The sequence below is a fragment of the Fictibacillus terranigra genome (genome assembly GCF_030412265.1).
Classification (GTDB): Bacteria; Bacillota; Bacilli; order Bacillales; family Fictibacillaceae; genus Fictibacillus_C; species Fictibacillus_C terrinigri.
Map to the genome: position 1 here is coordinate 623,897 of NZ_JAUHLN010000001.1, position 19,848 is coordinate 643,744.

Here is a 19,848-nt window from a genome sequence, read left to right on the forward strand (position 1 = left end):
ATGTAAATCTCATACCCTTTGATGCTGCTAGCCCTATGGGCAAAAAGCCCCCCCAGCAGCGCCTTTTTGTAAATGTCCTTAACAATCTCTTAACCGAGAATTTACCTGAAATTCCTTGGAAATAATATAAAATGGACGAAGAAATCTAGTGAACAGCAAGTTATTGTTTTTACACAAAAGGAGTTTTGTCGATGCTTAATTTTGCGATTGTAGGATGCGGCCATATTGCTAAGAAACATGCGGAAGCCATTGACCGGGCAGAAGGAGCAGTACTCGCTGCTGTATGTGACATGATCCCGGAAAACATGGACTTCTACAAGGAGACGTATAACGCAAAAACGTATACGGATTACGCGGAACTGCTGGCCGATAAGGACATAGACGTGATTAACATTTGTACGCCGAGCGGCTTTCATGCAACGCTTGCCGTACAGGGTGCGGAGGCGAAAAAGCACATAGTCGTAGAAAAGCCGATTGCTCTTTTGATGGATGATACAAATGCAATCATAGATGCGTGCGAACGCAATGATGTAAAGCTGGCGGTCGTTCACCCGAACCGATTCCGCCCGGCGATGAAAAAGCTGAAAGAAGTTGTCGAAAGCGGCAAGCTAGGAAAGATCAGCCACATTAATGCAACCGTCCGCTGGAACAGAAACCAGGCCTATTACGATCAGGCGCCATGGAGAGGAACGAAAGGATTGGACGGCGGAGTACTCATGAACCAGGCCATCCATAACCTGGACCTCATGCTCTGGATGATGGGTGATGTGAACGAGGTGTTCAGCATGAGCGCCACTCGAATCCGTGACATCGAAGCAGAAGATGTCTGCACCGGCCTTGTCAAGTTTACGAGCGGAGCACTTGGAGTCGTTGAAACAGCGACCACCATCTACCCGAAAAACTTTGAAGAATCACTCAGCATCTTTGGTGAAAAAGGAACGATTAAAGTCGGCGGACCAACCGCAGTGAACGTGGAACACTGGAACGTTGAAGGCACGAGTGAAGAAGAAACAGCCGAACTTAAGAAACTGATAAAAGAAGATCCATTTGGAAAACCTGGCCATCAATGCATCATAGAAGACATGGTCGAAGCGATAAAAGAAGACCGGGGGCCGATCGTCACAGGTGAAGATGGCAAAAAAGCATTAGAACTGGTCCTTGCCATGTATGAATCAGCAGAAACCAATCAGCCTGTCAAAATGCTACCTCAGGAGGTTTTAAACTAATGGAAACTCTACAGACTACACAGCGAGATGTTACAAAGCAACTGTTGAACAAAATCGAAACGAAAGAGGCTGTCATCGGAGTGGTTGGCCTTGGTTATGTCGGACTGCCGCTTGCCGTTGAAAAAGCAAAAGCAGGCTACAAGGTCATCGGCTTTGACGTTCAGGAAAACCGTGTTGAAATGGTGAATGACGGAATCAATTATATCGGAGACGTTGTGGACGAAGAGCTGGCGATGCTTACTTCTTCAAAACAGATTCGTGCGACAACGGATTACTCTCTGATCTCAGAAGTGGATGCCGTTGCGATCTGTGTACCGACTCCGTTGGATATTTACCGCCAGCCGGATACATCCTATGTAGAGAGCTCAGGTAAAGAAATCGCACAGTTCCTTCACGAGGGCATGCTCGTCGTTCTTGAGAGCACGACATATCCGGGAACGACTGAAGAACTTCTTCGTCCGATCCTTGAATCTTCAGGGTTTACATGCGGTAAAGACTTCCACCTTGCGTATTCGCCAGAACGTGTCGATCCGGGCAACAAGGTGTTCAACACGAAGAACACGCCGAAAGTGGTAGGCGGAGTAACTCCGGAATGTACAAAAGTCGCTTCTGCTCTCTACCGTGCTGTACTTGAAGGAGAAGTGCATGAAGTTTCCAGTCCTTCAGTAGCTGAGATGGAAAAAATTCTTGAGAACACCTTCCGAAACATCAACATCGGATTGGCGAACGAGATGGCCATCCTGTGCGACAAGATGAACATTAATGTTTGGGAAGTAATCGATGCTGCCAAAACGAAGCCGTACGGATTCATGGCCTTCTATCCAGGCCCGGGCCTTGGCGGACACTGCATTCCGATCGATCCATTCTACCTTACTTGGAAAGCCCGTGAGTACAACTATCATACCCGCCTGATCGAAACAGCCGGGGAGATCAACAACAGCATGGCTGACTTTGTTCTTGAACGCAGCATGAAGATCTTGAACCAGGAAAAGAAAGCGATGAACGGTGCGAAGGTCGTTATCCTCGGTGTCGCTTATAAAAAAGACATTGAAGACATGAGGGAATCACCGGTCATTCCAATTCTTGAAAAGCTGGACGCTGCAGGCGCCAACTTCACGGTTGTTGATCCGCATGTGAATACGTTCCGGTACATGGGCGGTATCGTAGAAACACACGAACTATCCAAAGAAGTGCTTGAAAGTGCCGACCTTGTTCTATTAACAACAGATCATACAGCTTTTGACTATGAATTGATTGCGGAACACAGCCCTGTCCTCTTCGATACTAGAAATGCAATGAAAGAACTTTCTAATAAAGTCAAGAAGTATCACCTTCTATAAGCTTGTACGCTTATAAGATGGTTATATGTTAATCTTTGTTGCTCTTGAGAGGGTTGATTTCCGTTCCAGGCTGCTCGCTTTCCGCGGGGCGTGCGCTGAGCCCCACGGCGCAAGCGTCTTTGGGTCTCACCTGTCACGCTTCTCCCGCAGGAGTCTCGCACCTTGCACTCCAATCAACCTGTCTAGGAAGATCTTACTAAAATCTTTCAAAGATCCAATCTTTAGACCAAAAATAAAAAACCAGGCCAGCAAAGGTCTGGTTTTCCATGCAAATGGTTAACTCCCAAACTAAAGGTAGTGAACGTTGCCGTGAAAATCTGTCATTTAACTTCAGTCCATCCCGCTGACGACATCCGCATTTTTGTGAAGGAATGCCGGTCACTTGCTTTTGCGGGGCACGATGTATATTTAATAGCACCTAACACCGAGAATAAAATCATAGATGGTGTAAAAGTCGTTGGTGTATCCTCAACGGCCAGCAACCGTTATACCCGGATGTTTGCCGCAGCAAGAAGCGTGTATCAGGCAGCAATCGAAGTAGATGCTGATGTGTACCATTTCCATGATCCGGAGCTGATGACGATCGGTCTTCTTTTAAAAAAGAGAGGCAAGAAGGTCATCTATGATGTACATGAAGACGTGCCGGAACAGGTTCTGTCTAAACAGTGGATTCCGAAGCTCTTCAGAAAGAATATCTCGGTCGCGGTCAGAAAGATGGAAAAATACGCAGCTCGCCGATTTGATGCCGTCGTAACGGCCACACCGACGATCACGAAACGTTTTGAAACGTACAACTCCAACACGGTGACGGTTCACAACTTCCCGATTTTAAAAGAACTGATGGGAAATCCGTCAGTAAAAGAAATAGATAAAAGGAAAGAGAACAGCTTCCTTTATATCGGCGGAATTACAGCGCTTCGCGGTATTAAAGAAATGGTATCTGCCATCGAAGTGCTGAACGGCCAGGGACTGAACGGAGAGCTTGTGCTAGCCGGCAAGTTTGCGCCAGAACAGCTTGAACAGGAAATGAAGCAGCAGAACGGCTGGAGACATGTGGACCATAAAGGCTGGCTCAGCCGCAGCGAAGTAAAGGACGTGCTTCACCAGTCCACCGCCGGACTCGTATTGATCCGCCCGGAGCCGAGATACATGGTGTCCTACCCGATCAAGCTGTTTGAATACATGGCAGCCGGACTTCCATCGATCGCCTCCAACTTTCCGCTCTGGGAGGATTTTGTTATCGGCAACCGCTGCGGACTATGTGTAGATCCTCTCGATCCAAATGCAGTAGCTGATGCGATGAGATGGATCATGGAACATCCGGAGGAAGCCAAGCAGATGGGTGAGAACGGACGGAAAGCAGTGATCGAGAAGTACAACTGGGAAAAAGAAAGCCAAGAGCTGGTTGCGTTATATGAAAGGTTGGCCATGGCTGACAACAGGTCTTTAAAATGGGGTGAACAAGCAGATGAAGGTATGGATTTTAAATCACGTGGCGTTAAAACCGTCGGAAACAGGAATCACTAGACACTATGACATTGCCCATGAACTCGTAAAAAAAGACCATAAGATCCGAATATTCGCAAGCAGCTTTCTGGCCTACCGTTTTGTCTGGAGAAACAAGCAGAAGAAGAACTATAAGGAAAACGTGAACGGCGTCATTTTCGAGTGGCTCTGGACCCTTCCGTACAAAGGAAACGGTGTGATGCGGATCCTGAACATGATTTCTTACTTCTTCATGGCGTTGTGGCGCGGAATGATGAAAAAAGAGCGCCCCGATGCGATCGTCGGTTCGTCCGTCCACTTGTTTGCCTGCCTGGCAGCCTACTTTTTAAGCAAATGGAAGAAGGCGGCTTACATTGTGGAGATCCGGGATTTATGGCCGCGGACATTGATCGAGCTCGGATCGATGTCGAAGTATCATCCGGCCGTGCTCATGTTTGGTGCGATTGAGAAGTTCGTATATAAAAGAGCCGATCGGATTATCGTTACTTTGCCGGGTGCTGCGCAGTACATCAAGGAGATGGGTGTGGACGAGAAAATCATCCACGTTATTCCGAATGGCATCAGCATGGACCGAATGGAAGAAAAAGAAGGCAAGAGCTCTCTGGAGGATCAGATCAACGAGATCAAAGAAAGACACGGACAGGTTGCGATGTACGTCGGGTCTCACGGCGTTGCAAATTCACTGGAAACAGTCGTAAACAGCGCCAAGTTTGTCAGCCCGGAAAAAACAGCCTATGTCCTTGTCGGAGATGGCCCTGAAAAAGACAATCTCAAAAAGCTCGCCGAAGACTATGAGCACGTTTATTTCTTTGACGGCATTCCGAAAAAAGAAGTGATGCCAACACTTGCTTTGGCAGATGTTTTGTTAGTTTCCATGCTGGACACCCAGCTTTATAAATATGGTATTTCATTAAATAAACTGAACGATTACCTGCTCATCGGGAAACCGATCCTCTTTGCCGGCAATGTTTCCAACGACATTGTGGCAGAAGCGAAAGCCGGCAAGTCCGTTTCTCCTGAAAAACCGGGGGAGTTTGCTGACGGATTGGAGGAGTTATTGAGTTTAAGTGAAGATGAAAAAGAACAGATCGCAAGAAACAGCTATCGTTATGTCAACGAGAAGCACAACATTACGAAACTCGCCGACCGTTTCCTAGACATCTGCGCTATCCAGGAACGCGACGAAAAATCCCGCGCCTACCAGCTGAGCATGAAGGAGAACTAGGCGGATGCGGCTAAAGAGCTTACTGCCGCTAAAGAGACCCTGAAAATCTATCCTTCAGCGTGCGAGCCGTGATTCGCAAAGCGAATCACGTGTAGCCAACCCGAGAAAACATCGGCAGTATGAAGTTTTTACATCAGGATGAACACTATAAAACAGACAGAAAGAGGGATCATAGATGAAAGTGCCTATGCTTGATCTATCAGAACAATACCAAATACTCAAAGAGGAGATATTTGCAAGCTTGGAGGAGATCATGTCAGGCTCTCGCTTCATTTTGGGAGACAACGTGAAAAAGCTTGAGAAGGACGTAGCGGATTATAGTGCTGCAAAGTATGGGGTTGGCGTAGCGAACGGCAGTGACGCGCTTCATATTTCTTTGCTGGGGTGCGGTGTAAAACAAGGGGATGAGGTCATCGTTCCTTCTTTCACGTTTTTTGCCACTGCAGGTGCAGTTGCCCGTGCGGGGGCTGTTCCTGTTTTTGTCGATATCGATCCTAAAACGTACAATATCGATCCGGCGAAAATTGAAGCAGCGGTAACCGAAAAAACAAAAGCGATTATCCCGGTTCACTTATACGGCCAGATGGCCGATATGGAGCCGATTGCTGAAATCGCGAAAAAGCATAGCCTGGCCATCATTGAAGATGCGGCGCAAGCCATCGGTTCCAAATACAAAGGAAAAAATGTCGGTGAGCTTGGCACAACAGCGACCTACAGCTTCTTCCCAACGAAAAACCTTGGCGGATACGGCGACGGCGGCATGATCATCACCAATAATGAGGACATTGCCGAAACGATGCGTGTCATCCGCGTTCACGGCAGCAAGCCGAAGTACTATCACCACATCCTCGGATACAACAGCCGTCTGGACGAGCTTCAAGCAGGAATCTTGAACGTGAAATTCCCTCATCTGAACACATGGAGCGAAGCACGCCGTGAAAAAGCTGCGGTATATACCGAACTGCTGAATGAAAAACTTGGTGATCTAGTCGTGACTCCGTTTGTGGAAGAGCACAACTATCATGTGTTCCATCAATATACGATTCAAGTGCCCGACCGCAGCGGGCTGCAGGAATTCTTGAAAGAGCAGGGAATTGGTTCAATGATCTACTATCCAAAACCGCTTCATCTTCAGCCGGTATTCAAAGAGCTCGGCTATAAAGAAGGCGACCTGCCTGAAACCGAAAAAGCGGCAGAGCGCGTGCTGTCTCTTCCGATGTTCCCTGAACTAAAAAGAGAACAGCAGGAATATGTCGTTGAACAGATCGCTGCTTATTTCAGCAAGAATCCTATAAACGAAACTAAAGAAAAATCATTCGCATAAACGGAAGCAGGCTTTAGGAAGAAAGGGTGTTCTCATTGACGGTCAGCCAGGGGAGTAATGTAGTTATAGGAAAAGATGTTCAGCTCGGTTCAAACGTGATGATCGGGCACAATGTTGTCATCTACGACGGTGTCTCCATCGGTGACAACTGCATCATCCAGGATGGTGCAATCATCGGCAAGCAGCCGGCGAGAGCCAAAAATTCAGCGCTGCCGGCACTAAAAACTTTGCCGCCGGCGAAGATTGGTTCGGGTGTTACGATTGGTACACATTCGATCATTTACGCCAGTGCAGAGATTGCGGACGATGTCTTTGTCGCTGATCTCGCGACAGTCCGGGAGCGCGTGACGATCGGCGATAAAACGATCATCGGACGGGGCGCAGCGGTTGAGAACGACTGTGTCATCGGCGTAAAATGCAAGATCGAAACGAATGCTTACATCACGGCGTATTCAGAACTCGAAGACCTTGTGTTCATCGCGCCGGGTGTTGTTACTACCAACGATAACTATATGGCAAGGTCCAAGGAGCGGTTTAAGCATTTTAAGGGAGTTACGGTAAAAAGAGGCGGGAGGATCGGAGCTAACACAACGGTTCTTCCCGGCAAAGTTATTCATGAAGAAGCAGCAGTGGCAGCGGGAAGCCTCGTCACAAAGGATGTGGAAAGCGAGACTCTTGTCGCCGGGCACCCTGCAAGAAAATTTAAAAGCGTGCCTGATGATCAGCTGCTGAAAAATCAAGAGGCGTAACCTCTCCATGTTTCCCTTGAAAACAGCGATGAACTTACATCTTTGGAGGAACGGCGAAGGGAGGGGAGTACATGCCTGATCTGCGAACCATCTTACAATCAAAAATCACACAAATCTTTTTAGCCTTATGCTTTGCGGCCGTTACCGGCAACTGGCTCATCGACAGAGTGCCTGTCCAGTCGCCGGTGCTGCTGACAGCAGGACTTATCGGTTATGTGGCCATAATCGCGGTTTTTATCGCCATCAAACCGGTGGTCCAGCAGATCCCATTTATGAATTTACTGCTCTACATGTTGATTTTTTCCTCGTTTCTGGGCGCAGGGATTATGAACATTCCTGCAGGTCCCATTTCGATGTTTCCGTATCGCATGGTGTACGTTCTGATGGTGCCTGCTGTTCTTTATCTCGCGTTATTCAGAAGGGACGTCCTGCAGTGGGAGCAGGTAAGAGTCAAACCAGTGCTGTACTTTCATTTGTTCTGGATGCTTTATGCTCTCTTCTCTCTGAGCTGGAGCCGCTCGTTTTCCATGGGAGCCGTTGATCTGATCTTCTTGATCATCGGTATCTCCCTCATCTTTTTTATGGTCTTTCTCATGAAAAAGGAAGAGGAGTTCAAGTATGTGTACTGGATTTGGATAGTCATGTTCGCCGTTCTGACCGTGATCGGCCTTTGGAACCATGTCACACATCAACATCTTGCCATCTCCAGAATCAATAACGTGGCGGAATATCAAAAAGGAATTCCCACATCCGTTTTTGTCAACGAGAATGATTTTGCCAGCTTTATTTCGGTCAGCTTCTTTCTTGTTTTAGCGTTTGTTCATCGCACGAGGTCCTGGCTGATGAAGGCTGCGGGAGCTGCACTCATGCTGCTCTCGCTCTATGTGATGATTTTTACCTCGTCGAGGGCAAACTTTATCGCGATCCCCTTAGGTCTCGCCTTCTGGTTTGTCTTCTTAACGAACAAAAAAGCAAAAAGAGTGCTCGTTGTCCTCGGATTCATCGGGCTGGCTGCCGGAATTTTTATGTTTAAAGAAAAATTTGCAGCTGCCATCGGAAAGGTGGAGGGCATGCTGCACAGCTTGATGTCCAGCGGCTCGCAAACCGAGATCGCCTCAGTCGATATCCGTTCCAATCTTATTAAGAACGGATTGCTTTTTTTCGAAAAAAGCTTTGGGTTCGGCATCGGTTCTGGGAACTCTAAGTATTATCTCATGCATTATGCAGAATTTCCGACGAAGGGAATCATCAACGTCCATAACTGGTGGATCGAGATTCTCGTCAACTATGGAGCTGTTATTTTTGCCGGTTATGTCCTTCTATATGTATGGGTCATCCTGCAGCTATTCCGTATCTTCAGACAATCGGGTACCCTCTATGAAAAAATAATCAGTGAAGGACTGCTTGGCGGCATGATTGCTTTCTCGCTTTCCTGCATCAGCCCAAGCTCGCAGATCTCGCTAAACTACCTCTGGCTGCTTTTCGCATTCTCCATAAGCTACATTAATTTCTGGAGAGTGAAACAAAACGGGGCTAAATATCGACCAACGAAGTAAGGGAGTAAGTGTATGGACACGCAAATGAAAGAAATTACAGAAAGCATCTTGCACCGATTTAAAAAGTTATTCATCCTATTGCTGCTGATTCCTGTTCTAACAACAGTCATCGCCTACTTTATGGCAGCAAAAGCGCCGAGCTCTGCACAGGCCACCGCCAAAATAAAACTGGGGCAAGCAGAAAACTCCATGCTGAATACGCCGGAAAGTGCGAAAGAATACCTGGCGAGTGATGAGTTTTTAAGTTCTATTAAAGGCCTGAACAAGGATGAAGAAAAGGCGATGAAAGAAAAGCTGCAAGTCGCTCCAGAAACGGATACGATTATCACGCTGACCCTGGCGGATGAGAATAAAGGGAAGGCGAAGTCACAATTGAAGTCAGTGGTGAAGGCGTTCATGACCGAACGCAATCACCAGACTGAGCAATGGAAAACCACACTGGAGGATCAGATCAAGAAAGTGGAAGGAACTGAAGTCACCGGTGAAGGAACGATCAAGAAGGAAGAATATTTATTTGACCTTAAAACAAGAGCGATGAAAATAAAAGAACCAAAGCTGCTTGAAAAGGTAGACACGGCAGAAATGGCCGGCGATCCAAAAAGGAAGGCTGTGCTCGGGCTGTTGGTAGGGCTCATGCTGAGTGCCTCCATCCTGCTGCTTCCGGAAATTTTTAAAAAGTAGCTTCAACCCTCTCATTTGGTGGTAATGAGAAGAGATGAACTGCAATATGGGGAATGGATTTTTGAATTCACAGCGGATAAGCATAGTTTTACTTTTGTTTATCAAAGTTTCGAGATATAATTTTTGAAGAGATTGAATGCGAATTTTCATGGGGCGTTGTTGGGCAACATAAGCAGGAGGACCCTTGCTTAAATCCATTGAAGAGTTGGAAAAAGAGGGATAACATGAATGTTCAATTGATCATTGCTGCGGTTGTGTCGTTCGCGGTTGTAGTGGTCGCCATGCCTTTTATCATTAAGCTGGCGGTCCGCCTGAATGTGACCGACAAACCGAATCAACGAAAAGTGCATCAAAAAATAATGCCTCGCTGGGGTGGAGTCGGCATCTTCCTTGGCGTTGTTGTCGGATATTTTGTCTCGGGCCTGTATGAAATGCAGCTAACCGGGATTATTGTAGGTGCAGTGCTTATCGTATTGATCGGAATGATAGACGATAAGTACGAATTAAGTGCAAGAGTTAAGCTTGCCGGCCAGATCCTGGCCGCTCTTCTTGTCGCATCTACAGGGTTAACCATTGAATTGCTCACCATACCTTTTGTTGGTACATTTCATTTAGGTCCATGGGCATACATCACGACAATTTTCTGGATCATCGCCATCACGAACGCCATCAATCTGATTGACGGCCTTGATGGCCTGGCCGCCGGCGTGTCGGTTATCGTCATGGTGACGATCGCGATCATGGCGGGGTTAAACGGAAACATGATGATCCTTTCCCTTGCCCTTGTGATCGCAGCTTCTACGGCAGGCTTCCTGATGTACAACTTTAATCCGGCAAAAATCTTTATGGGCGATACAGGATCACTCTTCCTGGGGTACTCCATCTCGATCCTGTCGCTGCTTGGACTGTACAAAAGCGTTACGCTGTTCAGCTTTGTCGTACCGATCATCATCCTTGGTGTGCCGGTATTCGATACGTCCTTTGCCATCATCCGCAGAATGGCCAACAAAAAGCCGATCTCTGCGCCGGATAAAGGGCATCTGCATCACCGGTTGATCAATCTGGGCCTGTCCCACCGAAAGACCGTTCTTGTGATCTACGGGCTCAGCATCGTATTCAGCGTCGCTGCTGTAGTGTTTGAATCCAGCACATTGTGGGGCTCAGTGGTCATCGTCATCGGCCTGCTGCTGATGCTTGAGGTGATCGCCGAGATCATCGGCCTCGTGCATCATAAATACCGACCGGTGCTCTTCCTCTACAAGAAGTTCATCGGCACGATGCAGGTGAACAGTCCAGACAAGGATTAATGAACGAAACCATTTTAGGTGCCAGGCACCCGTTTTTGACACATGTCAAAAGCCGGTGCCAGGCACCTTTTTCTTATCTTAAAAAAATACAGGAAATCATAAAAAAGTGCAGAAAATCCTGTCTCTTTAAACAAGAAATCATTTTTATACTATAAGTATATGTAAACGCTTCCATAGGAATGACGCCGCCTATCACACGTTTTTTAGGCGGACAGGCTTTATTAGTCACTAAGCTTTAAATCCAACTAAACAAAGGAGGTGTACTTTATTAAGCTGTTATGATATCGCAAGCGGTCAAAATCATTTGGAGGTGTAACGTTTTGAACAATAAGAAAAGAATGCTTTCTGTATTCACGTCCACAATATTCCTTACATCGATTCTCACCCTCCCTGTCAGTCAGCCTGTGAACGCACTAACCCATACGATAGAGAAGGGTGTCGATGACTTCTATACCTCATTTGAGCAGAACCAGCCTCAGCCTTCCTGGGAAAATACAGTGGAAACCGATGCAGAAGGCCGTAAAATGTCTTCTGGAATCGATGGAAACATTCGGTATGAAGGCATCCAGGGCGACATCACTCATAAAGTGGAAAAGGTGACGGTGAGCGCGGAAAACCCGCCCAATGAGATTGGAGAGAAATTGACTGACAGAGATGTGAACACAAAATGGCTCGCATTTGAGCCAACAGGATGGATTGAGCTTAAGCTGTCAGAACCGGAAGCCGTTGTTAAGTATGCTTTAACATCTGCCAACGATTATGACGGCAGGGACCCGAAAGACTGGCAGCTCGCCGGTTCCAACGACGGAAAAAGCTGGACTGCTCTCGATACGAGAACGAATGAGGATTTTCCAAAGCGCTTTGAACGCAAACTCTACTCGTTTGAGAACCAAACCAAATACCTCTACTACCGCATCAATATTTTGAAAAACTCAGGAGAAAACCTCACACAAATTGCTGAGATCGCCCTATCCAACGGGATTGACGTACCCGCACCGCAGCCTGCCGATATGAAGTCCGAGCCAGGAAATGGCCCTTCAACTTCGTATACCGCAAAAACGAAGGCCGGCTGGACGGGGACAAAAGCCATAACCTATTCAGGAACGCATCTTCCGAAAGACAGAGCGTATTCCTACAATAAAATAGTAGATGTAAACATTGAAGTGAACCGGAAAACCGAGCTCTCCTACTACATACATCCCGAGTTTACAGACAGTGACCAAAATGACTATTCGAGCTCATATGCGGCCGTAGACCTGGCTTTCTCGGACGGCACCTATCTTCATGATCTCCAGGCATACGATCAGTATGGAATCCAGGTAAGCCCCCAAGCACAAGGTAAATCTAAAACCCTTTATATGAATCAGTGGAACTACAAGCATTCTAATATTGGGGCTGCAGCTGCCGGGAAAACGATCAAACGAATACTCATTGCTTACGATAACCCGAAAGGCCCAGCCGTTTTTAAAGGTTCTGTCGACGATATCAAAATTGATGGAACGCCGGTGCGCAAAGCTTACGATCATCGTTCAGATTATGTCAATATTTTGCGGGGCACACAGTCCAACAGTACGTTCTCAAGAGGAAACAACTTTCCGGCAATCGCTGTTCCGCATGGCTTTAATTTCTGGACGCCTGTAACTGATGCAGGTTCCACAAGCTGGCTGTATAGCTATAACCAGAACAATAATGCAAATAATCAGCCGGAGATTCAGGCATTCTCGATCAGCCATGAGCCAAGTCCGTGGATGGGCGACCGCCAAACCTTTCAGGTCATGCCATCCGATTCTGCGAAAGAAAAACCGGACGCTGATCGAAAGGCCAGGGCACTGCCGTTTAAGCATTCCAATGAAACGGCAAAACCCCATTATTACAGCGTTACCTTTGACAATGGAATCCGTACGGAAATTACACCTACCGACCATGCCGCCTTGCAGCGGTTCACATTTAAAGGCGACAGCTCCAGCCTGATTTTTGACAATGTGAACAACAACGGGGGCATACAGATCGACAAAGAGAAAGGCGAGGTCAAAGGCTATTCAGATGTCAAAAGCGGCCTTTCTGCAGGTGCTTCGCGCATGTTCGTCTATGCGAAGTTTGATCAGCCGATCACGGACAGCGGCATGCTGACTGGCGAAGGAAGGGATAAGGTCACCGCTTTTGTACGTTTTAATACGAAAGACCAAAAGGCCGTTACGATGAGAGTGGCCACGTCCCTCATCTCTGTGGAGCAGGCCAGGAAAAATCTTGAACAGGAAATTTACCAGGAGGACACTTTCGATTCCATAAAACAAAAAGCACAGAAAAAATGGGATAGCCTTCTGAACAAAATTGAGGTAGAAGGGGCGAGTGAGGATCAGCTCGTAACTTTGTACTCTAACATGTACCGGCTGTTTTTATATCCGAACTCCGGCTTTGAAAATACGGGGACGATAAAAGAACCTCATTATCAGTATGCGAGCCCGTTTTCTCCGCCAGTCAGCGAAAGCTCGCCTGTTCAAACAGGAGCAAAAATCGTGGATGGAAAAACGTACGTCAACAATGGGTTCTGGGACACGTACCGCACCACTTGGCCAGCCTATTCTTTATTCACACCTACAAAGGCGGGCGAGATGATTGATGGTTTCGTTCAGCAGTACCGTGATGGAGGATGGGTTTCCAGATGGTCATCACCAGGCTATGCGAACTTGATGGTTGGAACGAGTTCAGATGTAGCATTTGCTGATGCCTATCTAAAAGGTGTTCACAACTTCGACGTTAAAAGCTTCTACCAATCCGCCATAAAAAATGCTTCCACCGTCAGCCCCAATCCTGGAACAGGGCGCAAAGGCCTTGCAAAGTCCATCTTTGACGGGTATACCAATACAGCTACCGGAGAGGGACTGTCCTGGTCCATGGACGGTTACATCAATGACTATGGTATTGCCAATCTCGCAAAGTCGCTGAGTGAAACCGCCGGTAAAAACGACGCAGCTAAGCTTCAATATAAAACAGATGCCAAGTATTATTTAAATCGATCCCAAAACTATGTCAATCTGTTCAATCGTGATGAGAAATTCTTTATCGGCAGAGCACCTTCGGGTGAATGGCGGGCGAACGGAGAGGAATTCGACGCGAGAGAATGGGGCGGGGACTACACCGAAACGAACGCGTGGAACATGGCATTCCATGCACCGCAGGACGGACAGGGCCTTGCTAATCTGTATGGAGGTAAAAAAGGCCTGGCGGCAAAACTGGATCACTTTTTCAGCACTCCAGAAACAGCCCTGCATGCAGGTGAATATGGTGGCGTCATACATGAGATGAGAGAAGCTAGAGATGTGCGCATGGGCATGTATGGACACAGCAACCAGCCTTCCCATCACATTATGTACATGTATAATTATGCAGGCCAGCCTTGGAAAACACAGGAGAAGGTGAGAGAGGCTCTTGACCGCCTCTACATCGGGAGTGAAATCGGGCAGGGCTATGCTGGTGACGAAGACAACGGAGAGATGTCAGCATGGCAGATCTTCAGTGCATTGGGCTTTTATCCTTTAAAGATGGGAAGTCCGGAATATGCCATCGGAGCTCCACTTTTCAAAAAAGCAACCATTCAATTGGAAAATGGGAAGAAAATTGTCATCCATGCTCCTAAAAACAGTAAAAAGAATAAATATGTTCAGGGCTTGAAGGTTAATGGAAAAAGCTACAGCAAAACGTTTATTCTTCACTCAGACCTGGCAAAGGGCGCAAGACTGGACTTTGATATGGGCTCTAAGCCTTCGAAATGGGGAAGAGGTAAAAAGGATGCCCCAGCTTCCATTACACAGGACTCGACAGATGGATCCTCCCTGCAGCCAAAACCCATGGGCGACCTCACAGACCATCAAGCAGGAGAAGCCAGTGAAGCACAAGGTGGAAAAGTAGAGGCTTTATTTGATAACACGTCGACTACCGCTGAAAATCTGAACAGTAAGCGGCCGGCCATACAGTATCGTTTCAAAAATGCAAAAACAGTGCAGATGTATACCATGACGTCAGCCGCTGGTCCATCCGGTGACTCCGATCCGCAGCGTTCGGATCCAAAGAGCTGGGTCTTAAAGGGATCCGTGGACGGAAAACGCTGGGTGGAGCTGGATAAGAAGGAAAACGAGCATTTCACATGGCGTCTTCAAACACGGGCATTTTCCGTCAAACAGCCTGGCCAATACATGTACTACAAGCTTGAAATTACGGAAAACAACGGCGGCGGCAGCACCTCACTTGCTGAACTTGAGCTGCTGGGGAAAGATCTAACCTCGGATTTTAACGAGATGAACAAGAGTGTTGACGATTTCTTTCAATCTGGAGACTTGAATGGTAAGTTAAAAAGCGCACTTGAACAAGATTTGAGCAGCGCACAGTTGTTTTATGAAAAAGGACTATACAAATTGTCAGGCAGCTATATGCAGAAGTTTATCAATCATCTCAATCAGAGAGACTCCCAACAGTATGTATCGAAGGAGGCAATAAGGAAACTGGATGCAGATGCCCACGCTTTGATGTCTTCCCTCCTTCAGGTTGTAAATTAGCACCTGGCGAGTTTCTACTATCTTATTCTCTTTTCCCTGGGAAAAGGGTTGAAAGCGGTTAAATAAGGGGATGAGAGCCTTACATGAGGGGGAAACGTACTTTTTTCCTTGATCAGGGACCAGCTTTGGGACGTTATTCACGGAAATCCTTCATTTACTCACGGTTCGACACGAATTACTCACAGAAATGGACTCTTTACTCACGGAAATGGACTCTTTACTCACGGAAATTCACTTATTAATCACAAAACCAATCATTTTCATAAGATAAAACTCTAATAAACAAGCAGAAAACATAAAAAAACCCGCCAAATCTGGCGGGTTTTCTACTTTCTTATTCTCCTGTCCCCTGGCTATCGCTGCTGCCGTCAGCGGAAGAGGAGCCATTGCCTTTATAATCAAGGATCTCTTTCATTCGATCGGTTACTTTTTGAACGACTTGCTCATCAGGGCTGAAGTAGTAAACACCGTTGATGTACTCATCTTGTCCCCCAATGTTCATGCGTTCAAGCTCTTTGCTTTGAATTTGTTTGTAGAAGTTCCTCATACCGAACAATTCTTTGAGTGAAATATTCGTTTGAACGTTATTTCCTACAGAGTTCAACAGGTTGTCCGCCCTTGAAATCGACTTGATGGACAGCGCTTTGTCAGCTACGGCTTTCATCGCTTGCTGCTGGCGTTCCTGGCGGCCGAAATCCCCGCGTTTATCCTGTTTACGCATCTGAACGTACGTAAGAGCTTCATCGCCGTTCAGATCCATCTTTCCTTTGTGGAAGTAGATCTTCTTGCCTTTCAGGTTTTTCTGAGAGAAGTCGAACGGCACGTCTACGGTAATTCCGCCGACGGAATCTACGACCTCTTTAAACCCTTGGAAGTTGGTACGGACATAATAATCGATCGGTACATTAAGGAAATGCTCAACTGCATCAATCGTTGCCTGTTCTTTATGCCCTTTTTTGCCGTATGCATAAGAGTGGCCAATCTTGTCTTTGCGGCCTTCCACCGGCAAATACGTTCTTGTATCCCGTGGAATACTGACGATCGCCGCTTCTTTCGTATCGGGATTAATGGTTAGGACCATCAGAGCATCAGAGTGGCCTGGTGACCCTTTGTAGTTTTCGACACCCATCAGCAAGATCGTGACAGGGTCTTTACCCATTGTGACTTTATCCATGCGAAGATCGGATTTGTTGCCATGGGCAAGGCCTTTGTAGCTTTCATCCGCTGTGGATTTCACCTTGTAGGCCAAGTATCCGGCATAAGCGACTCCACCGAGCATACAAAGCACAAGGAGAACAAGAAACATGCGGATCAATCGCCGGAATGGACGGCGTTTTCTTTTTTTTACTCTCCTTCTGACAAGCCGTGTCGGCTGCCTTTCTTCATTATAATAGCTCATGTTTTATTCCTCACTTTAACGGGAAAGTTCCCTAATTGATCTCTCAATAATTCAACCCTACAGTCCATAGGTTTCGACACTTTCTGAAATAAATGGGGATAGAACTACAAGATTTTTTCTTCCAAGTATTCCATTGAACCGTCTTCTATTGTAGCATGCGCATTTGTGAGGTTTATTAAATATTCTTTAAAGTTTTGTACGTCTTCCACAGAAACATACGCAAGAATTTCAACCTGCTCAAGATAGTTAATTTCTTTGATAATGTATGGAGAGGATCTTAACTCATTCTCGACTTTGCCGAGAAGTGTATAGTCAATCTTAGTATGGACAATTTGCATCAGTTTGCGTTCTACCACTCCGATGGCGTTCAAACCCTCGCTGACGCTTTTTCCGTAAGCGCGTATCAATCCTCCTGCACCAAGTTTGATTCCGCCGAAATAGCGGGTAACTACGACGACGACATCTTTTAATCTTCTTTTTTTCAGAACCTCGAGCATCGGAACGCCAGCAGTGCCGCTCGGCTCTCCGTCATCGTTCGCTTTTTGAATCTGGTCGTGCTCCCCGATCAGATAGGCAGAACAGTTATGGGTCGCGCCATGATGGGTTTTTTTGATGCTTTGTATAAATTCCATCGCTTCAGCTTCAGTCGTTGCCCTTGCGAAATGAGCGATGAACCTTGACCGCTCGATGACAATCTCATGCTCGCCGGTTTCTTTGACGGTAAAATAGTTGGATAACATTTTTCAGCGTGCTCCTTAGTAATGGATTTAAATAAATCGTAAAATAAATGGTAATGAAAAAATGTAAAGTTCACTTAAAAATTATCCCAAAAAAGCTACAAATTGAGGGGATTTAGTGCTATCCTTCATTATAAGGCGCAAGCAACTTTCCTACAAATTTCTATGCAGAATAGACATAAAATTCCTTTTTCATACGAATGATTTATGGAATAAATGTTTTTATTTGGATTTATGGTAAGAAAGTCCCATGTCCAATTTAGGTAGGATGGTTCTAGAACTAAAGTCTGTTCTTCTTTATCGTTTTAATTGGAGGATATTTACAAGATGGCAGCTAAAACACAAATCGATCCAAAGCTTTTAGATGGCATTCTTACAGAAACCATCAATACCGTTAAAGTAAGCCAGACTCAAGTGTTTGATATCAGCGAGGAATCGCGGCAGGAATTTTTGCGGCTGGCGAAAGAGCTTGAAGATGTCAAAGAAAAAGCGCTCGAAGCCATTGACCGGTCGGACCTGCTTGAAGAAAGGTCCAAGATCGCCAGGTCAAAGCTGGCTCAGGTAAGCAAACACTTTCAAAAGTACAGTGAGGGCGACATTCGCGAGGCCTATGAAAGCGCAAATGCCATTCAGATCGAGATGTCGATTGCCCGCCAGACGGAGAAACAGCTGCGCGAAAAACGGAACGATTTGGAAAGGCGCTTGAATGCTCTGAAAGAGACGGTGGCTAAAGCTGAATCGCTCGTTGGGCAGATTTCGGTCGTCCTGAATTATTTAAGCGGAGATTTATTAAAGATTAATGAACTTGTGGAGGATGCCAAGCAAAAGCAGGAGTTTGGCCTTCAGATCATTGAAGCTCAAGAGGAAGAACGCCGCCGGGTATCACGTGAAATTCATGATGGTCCGGCCCAGCTCATGGCGAATGTATTAATCCGCTCCGAGCTGGTTGAAAAAGTGTTCAATGAAAAAGGTACACAGGCTGCAGTAACTGAAATTAGAGACTTACGAGAGATGGTCAGAGCCTCCTTAAGGGAAGTCAGGAGAATTATTTACGATCTCCGGCCGATGGCGCTCGATGACCTTGGACTCGTCCCTACATTAAAAAAATACTTGCGCAACGTCCAGGAAAGTACCGGAATTGAAATCGAGCTCGTACCCATGGGAAATGAGCGGAGATTTCATACGAAGATGGAAATAGCGTTATTTCGATTGATTCAAGAAGCTGTCCAGAATTCATGCAAACACGCCGATCCGAAACATATCTCGGTGAAGATCGAATTTACGGACCGCAATGTATCCTTATTTGTAAAAGATGACGGTAAAGGTTTCGATGCAGGTGTTCCGCAGAAGACCAATTCGTTTGGGCTGATCGGAATGAGGGAGCGCGTAGAACTGCTTGAAGGCACACTGAAAATCAGCTCGCGCTTGAATATCGGAACCGGCGTTTATATTCAAATACCTATACGAGATCGGGAGGGTTCAGAATGAGAAGTCTAAATGTTTATGAATCCAGTGCAGCGGCACCGGATAAAACAAGAATTGCAATTATTGATGACCATCGATTGTTCAGGGAGGGCGTAAAGCGCATCCTGGATATGGAGGATGAATTTTCAGTCGTAGCCGAGGGAGATGACGGTTCTGAGGCTGAAGATATCGTAAATGAGCATCATCCTGATGTCGTGCTGATGGATATCAACATGCCGCACATCAACGGTGTGGAAGCAACACGCCGTTTGGTCGAAAAGGCTCCCGAAACGAAAGTGATCATCCTTTCCATCCATGATGATGAAACGTATGTATCCCATGCCGTCCAGACGGGGGCTTCTGGCTACCTGCTGAAGGAAATGGATGCTGATTCTTTGATCGAGGCTGTAAAAGTAGTCGCAGAAGGCGGAGCGTACCTTCATCCGAAGATCACTTACAATCTTTTAAATGAGTTCCGCCGTTTATCAACATCGACGAAGAACAATGCCAACAACCCGAACAATATCGGTCTTACTGAAGTGGAGTATCGCAAACCGCTTCATATTCTGACCCGCCGTGAATGTGAAGTATTGCAGCTCTTGGCTGATGGAAAAAGCAACCGCGGAATTGGAGAAGACTTGTTCATCTCCGAGAAGACGGTCAAGAACCATGTCAGCAACATTCTCCAAAAGATGAACGTGAACGACCGAACCCAGGCTGTGGTTGAAGCCATCAAGAACGGCTGGGTAAAAGTAAAATAAATACGATTGAGATGCCCGGT

At 46.5% G+C, this 19,848-nt stretch carries 14 protein-coding genes; 12 read left to right on the forward strand and 2 right to left on the reverse strand.

Going from position 1 to position 19,848, the window contains the following annotated elements:
- The first annotated feature begins 191 nt into the window (after positions 1 to 191).
- The 10 genes from QYF49_RS03015 to QYF49_RS03060 all read left to right on the forward strand — a co-directional run bounded on the left by QYF49_RS03015 (position 192) and on the right by QYF49_RS03060 (position 15,467).
- Positions 192 to 1,226, forward strand: coding sequence for a Gfo/Idh/MocA family protein (locus QYF49_RS03015; RefSeq protein WP_290398146.1), 1,035 nt, complete (start codon positions 192 to 194; stop codon positions 1,224 to 1,226).
- The gene (locus tag QYF49_RS03020; RefSeq protein ID WP_290398147.1) at positions 1,226 to 2,566 is read left to right on the forward strand and encodes a nucleotide sugar dehydrogenase; all 1,341 of its coding nucleotides are present in this window, start codon (positions 1,226 to 1,228) and stop codon (positions 2,564 to 2,566) included. The genes QYF49_RS03015 and QYF49_RS03020 overlap by 1 nt, the downstream gene beginning before the upstream one ends.
- 309 nt (positions 2,567 to 2,875) lie before the next feature.
- Positions 2,876 to 4,093, forward strand: a complete 1,218-nt coding sequence (locus QYF49_RS03025) for a glycosyltransferase family 4 protein (RefSeq protein WP_290398148.1) — start codon at positions 2,876 to 2,878, stop codon at positions 4,091 to 4,093.
- Positions 4,035 to 5,297: a glycosyltransferase family 4 protein gene (locus tag QYF49_RS03030; protein WP_290398149.1), complete on the forward strand. Its 1,263-nt coding sequence runs from the start codon at positions 4,035 to 4,037 to the stop codon at positions 5,295 to 5,297. The genes QYF49_RS03025 and QYF49_RS03030 overlap by 59 nt, the downstream gene beginning before the upstream one ends.
- A 175-nt stretch (positions 5,298 to 5,472) precedes the next feature.
- Positions 5,473 to 6,621, forward strand: a complete 1,149-nt coding sequence (locus QYF49_RS03035; RefSeq protein WP_290398150.1) for a DegT/DnrJ/EryC1/StrS family aminotransferase — start codon at positions 5,473 to 5,475, stop codon at positions 6,619 to 6,621.
- A gap of 26 nt (positions 6,622 to 6,647) precedes the next feature.
- On the forward strand, positions 6,648 to 7,370 hold the full coding sequence (locus QYF49_RS03040; RefSeq protein ID WP_354005789.1) for an acyltransferase: 723 nt from the start codon (positions 6,648 to 6,650) through the stop codon (positions 7,368 to 7,370).
- Between the two features lie 71 nt (positions 7,371 to 7,441).
- Positions 7,442 to 8,926 (forward strand): O-antigen ligase family protein, encoded by a 1,485-nt coding sequence (locus tag QYF49_RS03045; protein WP_290398151.1) that lies wholly within the window; start codon positions 7,442 to 7,444, stop codon positions 8,924 to 8,926.
- A 12-nt stretch (positions 8,927 to 8,938) separates the two neighbouring features.
- Complete coding sequence (locus QYF49_RS03050) at positions 8,939 to 9,607, forward strand: hypothetical protein (protein ID WP_290398152.1); 669 nt, start codon at positions 8,939 to 8,941, stop codon at positions 9,605 to 9,607.
- Positions 9,608 to 9,831: 224 nt separating this feature from the next.
- The gene (locus QYF49_RS03055) at positions 9,832 to 10,914 is read left to right on the forward strand and encodes a glycosyltransferase family 4 protein (RefSeq protein WP_290398153.1); all 1,083 of its coding nucleotides are present in this window, start codon (positions 9,832 to 9,834) and stop codon (positions 10,912 to 10,914) included.
- A 320-nt stretch (positions 10,915 to 11,234) separates the two neighbouring features.
- Complete coding sequence (locus QYF49_RS03060; RefSeq protein ID WP_290398154.1) at positions 11,235 to 15,467, forward strand: GH92 family glycosyl hydrolase; 4,233 nt, start codon at positions 11,235 to 11,237, stop codon at positions 15,465 to 15,467.
- A gap of 334 nt (positions 15,468 to 15,801) precedes the next feature.
- Here QYF49_RS03060 and QYF49_RS03065 read toward each other — a convergent pair whose 3' ends face one another.
- Together QYF49_RS03065 and QYF49_RS03070 are read right to left on the reverse strand one after the other, a co-directional pair.
- Positions 15,802 to 16,866: an LCP family glycopolymer transferase gene (locus tag QYF49_RS03065; protein ID WP_290398155.1), complete on the reverse strand. Its 1,065-nt coding sequence runs from the start codon at positions 16,864 to 16,866 to the stop codon at positions 15,802 to 15,804.
- Between the two features lie 104 nt (positions 16,867 to 16,970).
- The gene (locus tag QYF49_RS03070) at positions 16,971 to 17,606 is read right to left on the reverse strand and encodes a YigZ family protein (RefSeq protein WP_290398156.1); all 636 of its coding nucleotides are present in this window, start codon (positions 17,604 to 17,606) and stop codon (positions 16,971 to 16,973) included.
- Between the two features lie 324 nt (positions 17,607 to 17,930).
- Between QYF49_RS03070 and QYF49_RS03075 the strand changes: the two genes are divergently transcribed.
- Positions 17,931 to 19,091 carry a sensor histidine kinase gene (locus tag QYF49_RS03075; protein WP_290398157.1) on the forward strand — a complete coding sequence of 387 codons (1,161 nt, stop codon included), beginning with the start codon at positions 17,931 to 17,933 and terminating at the stop codon, positions 19,089 to 19,091.
- Complete coding sequence (locus QYF49_RS03080) at positions 19,088 to 19,828, forward strand: response regulator (protein ID WP_290398158.1); 741 nt, start codon at positions 19,088 to 19,090, stop codon at positions 19,826 to 19,828. The genes QYF49_RS03075 and QYF49_RS03080 overlap by 4 nt, the downstream gene beginning before the upstream one ends.
- Positions 19,829 to 19,848: the final 20 nt, after the last annotated feature.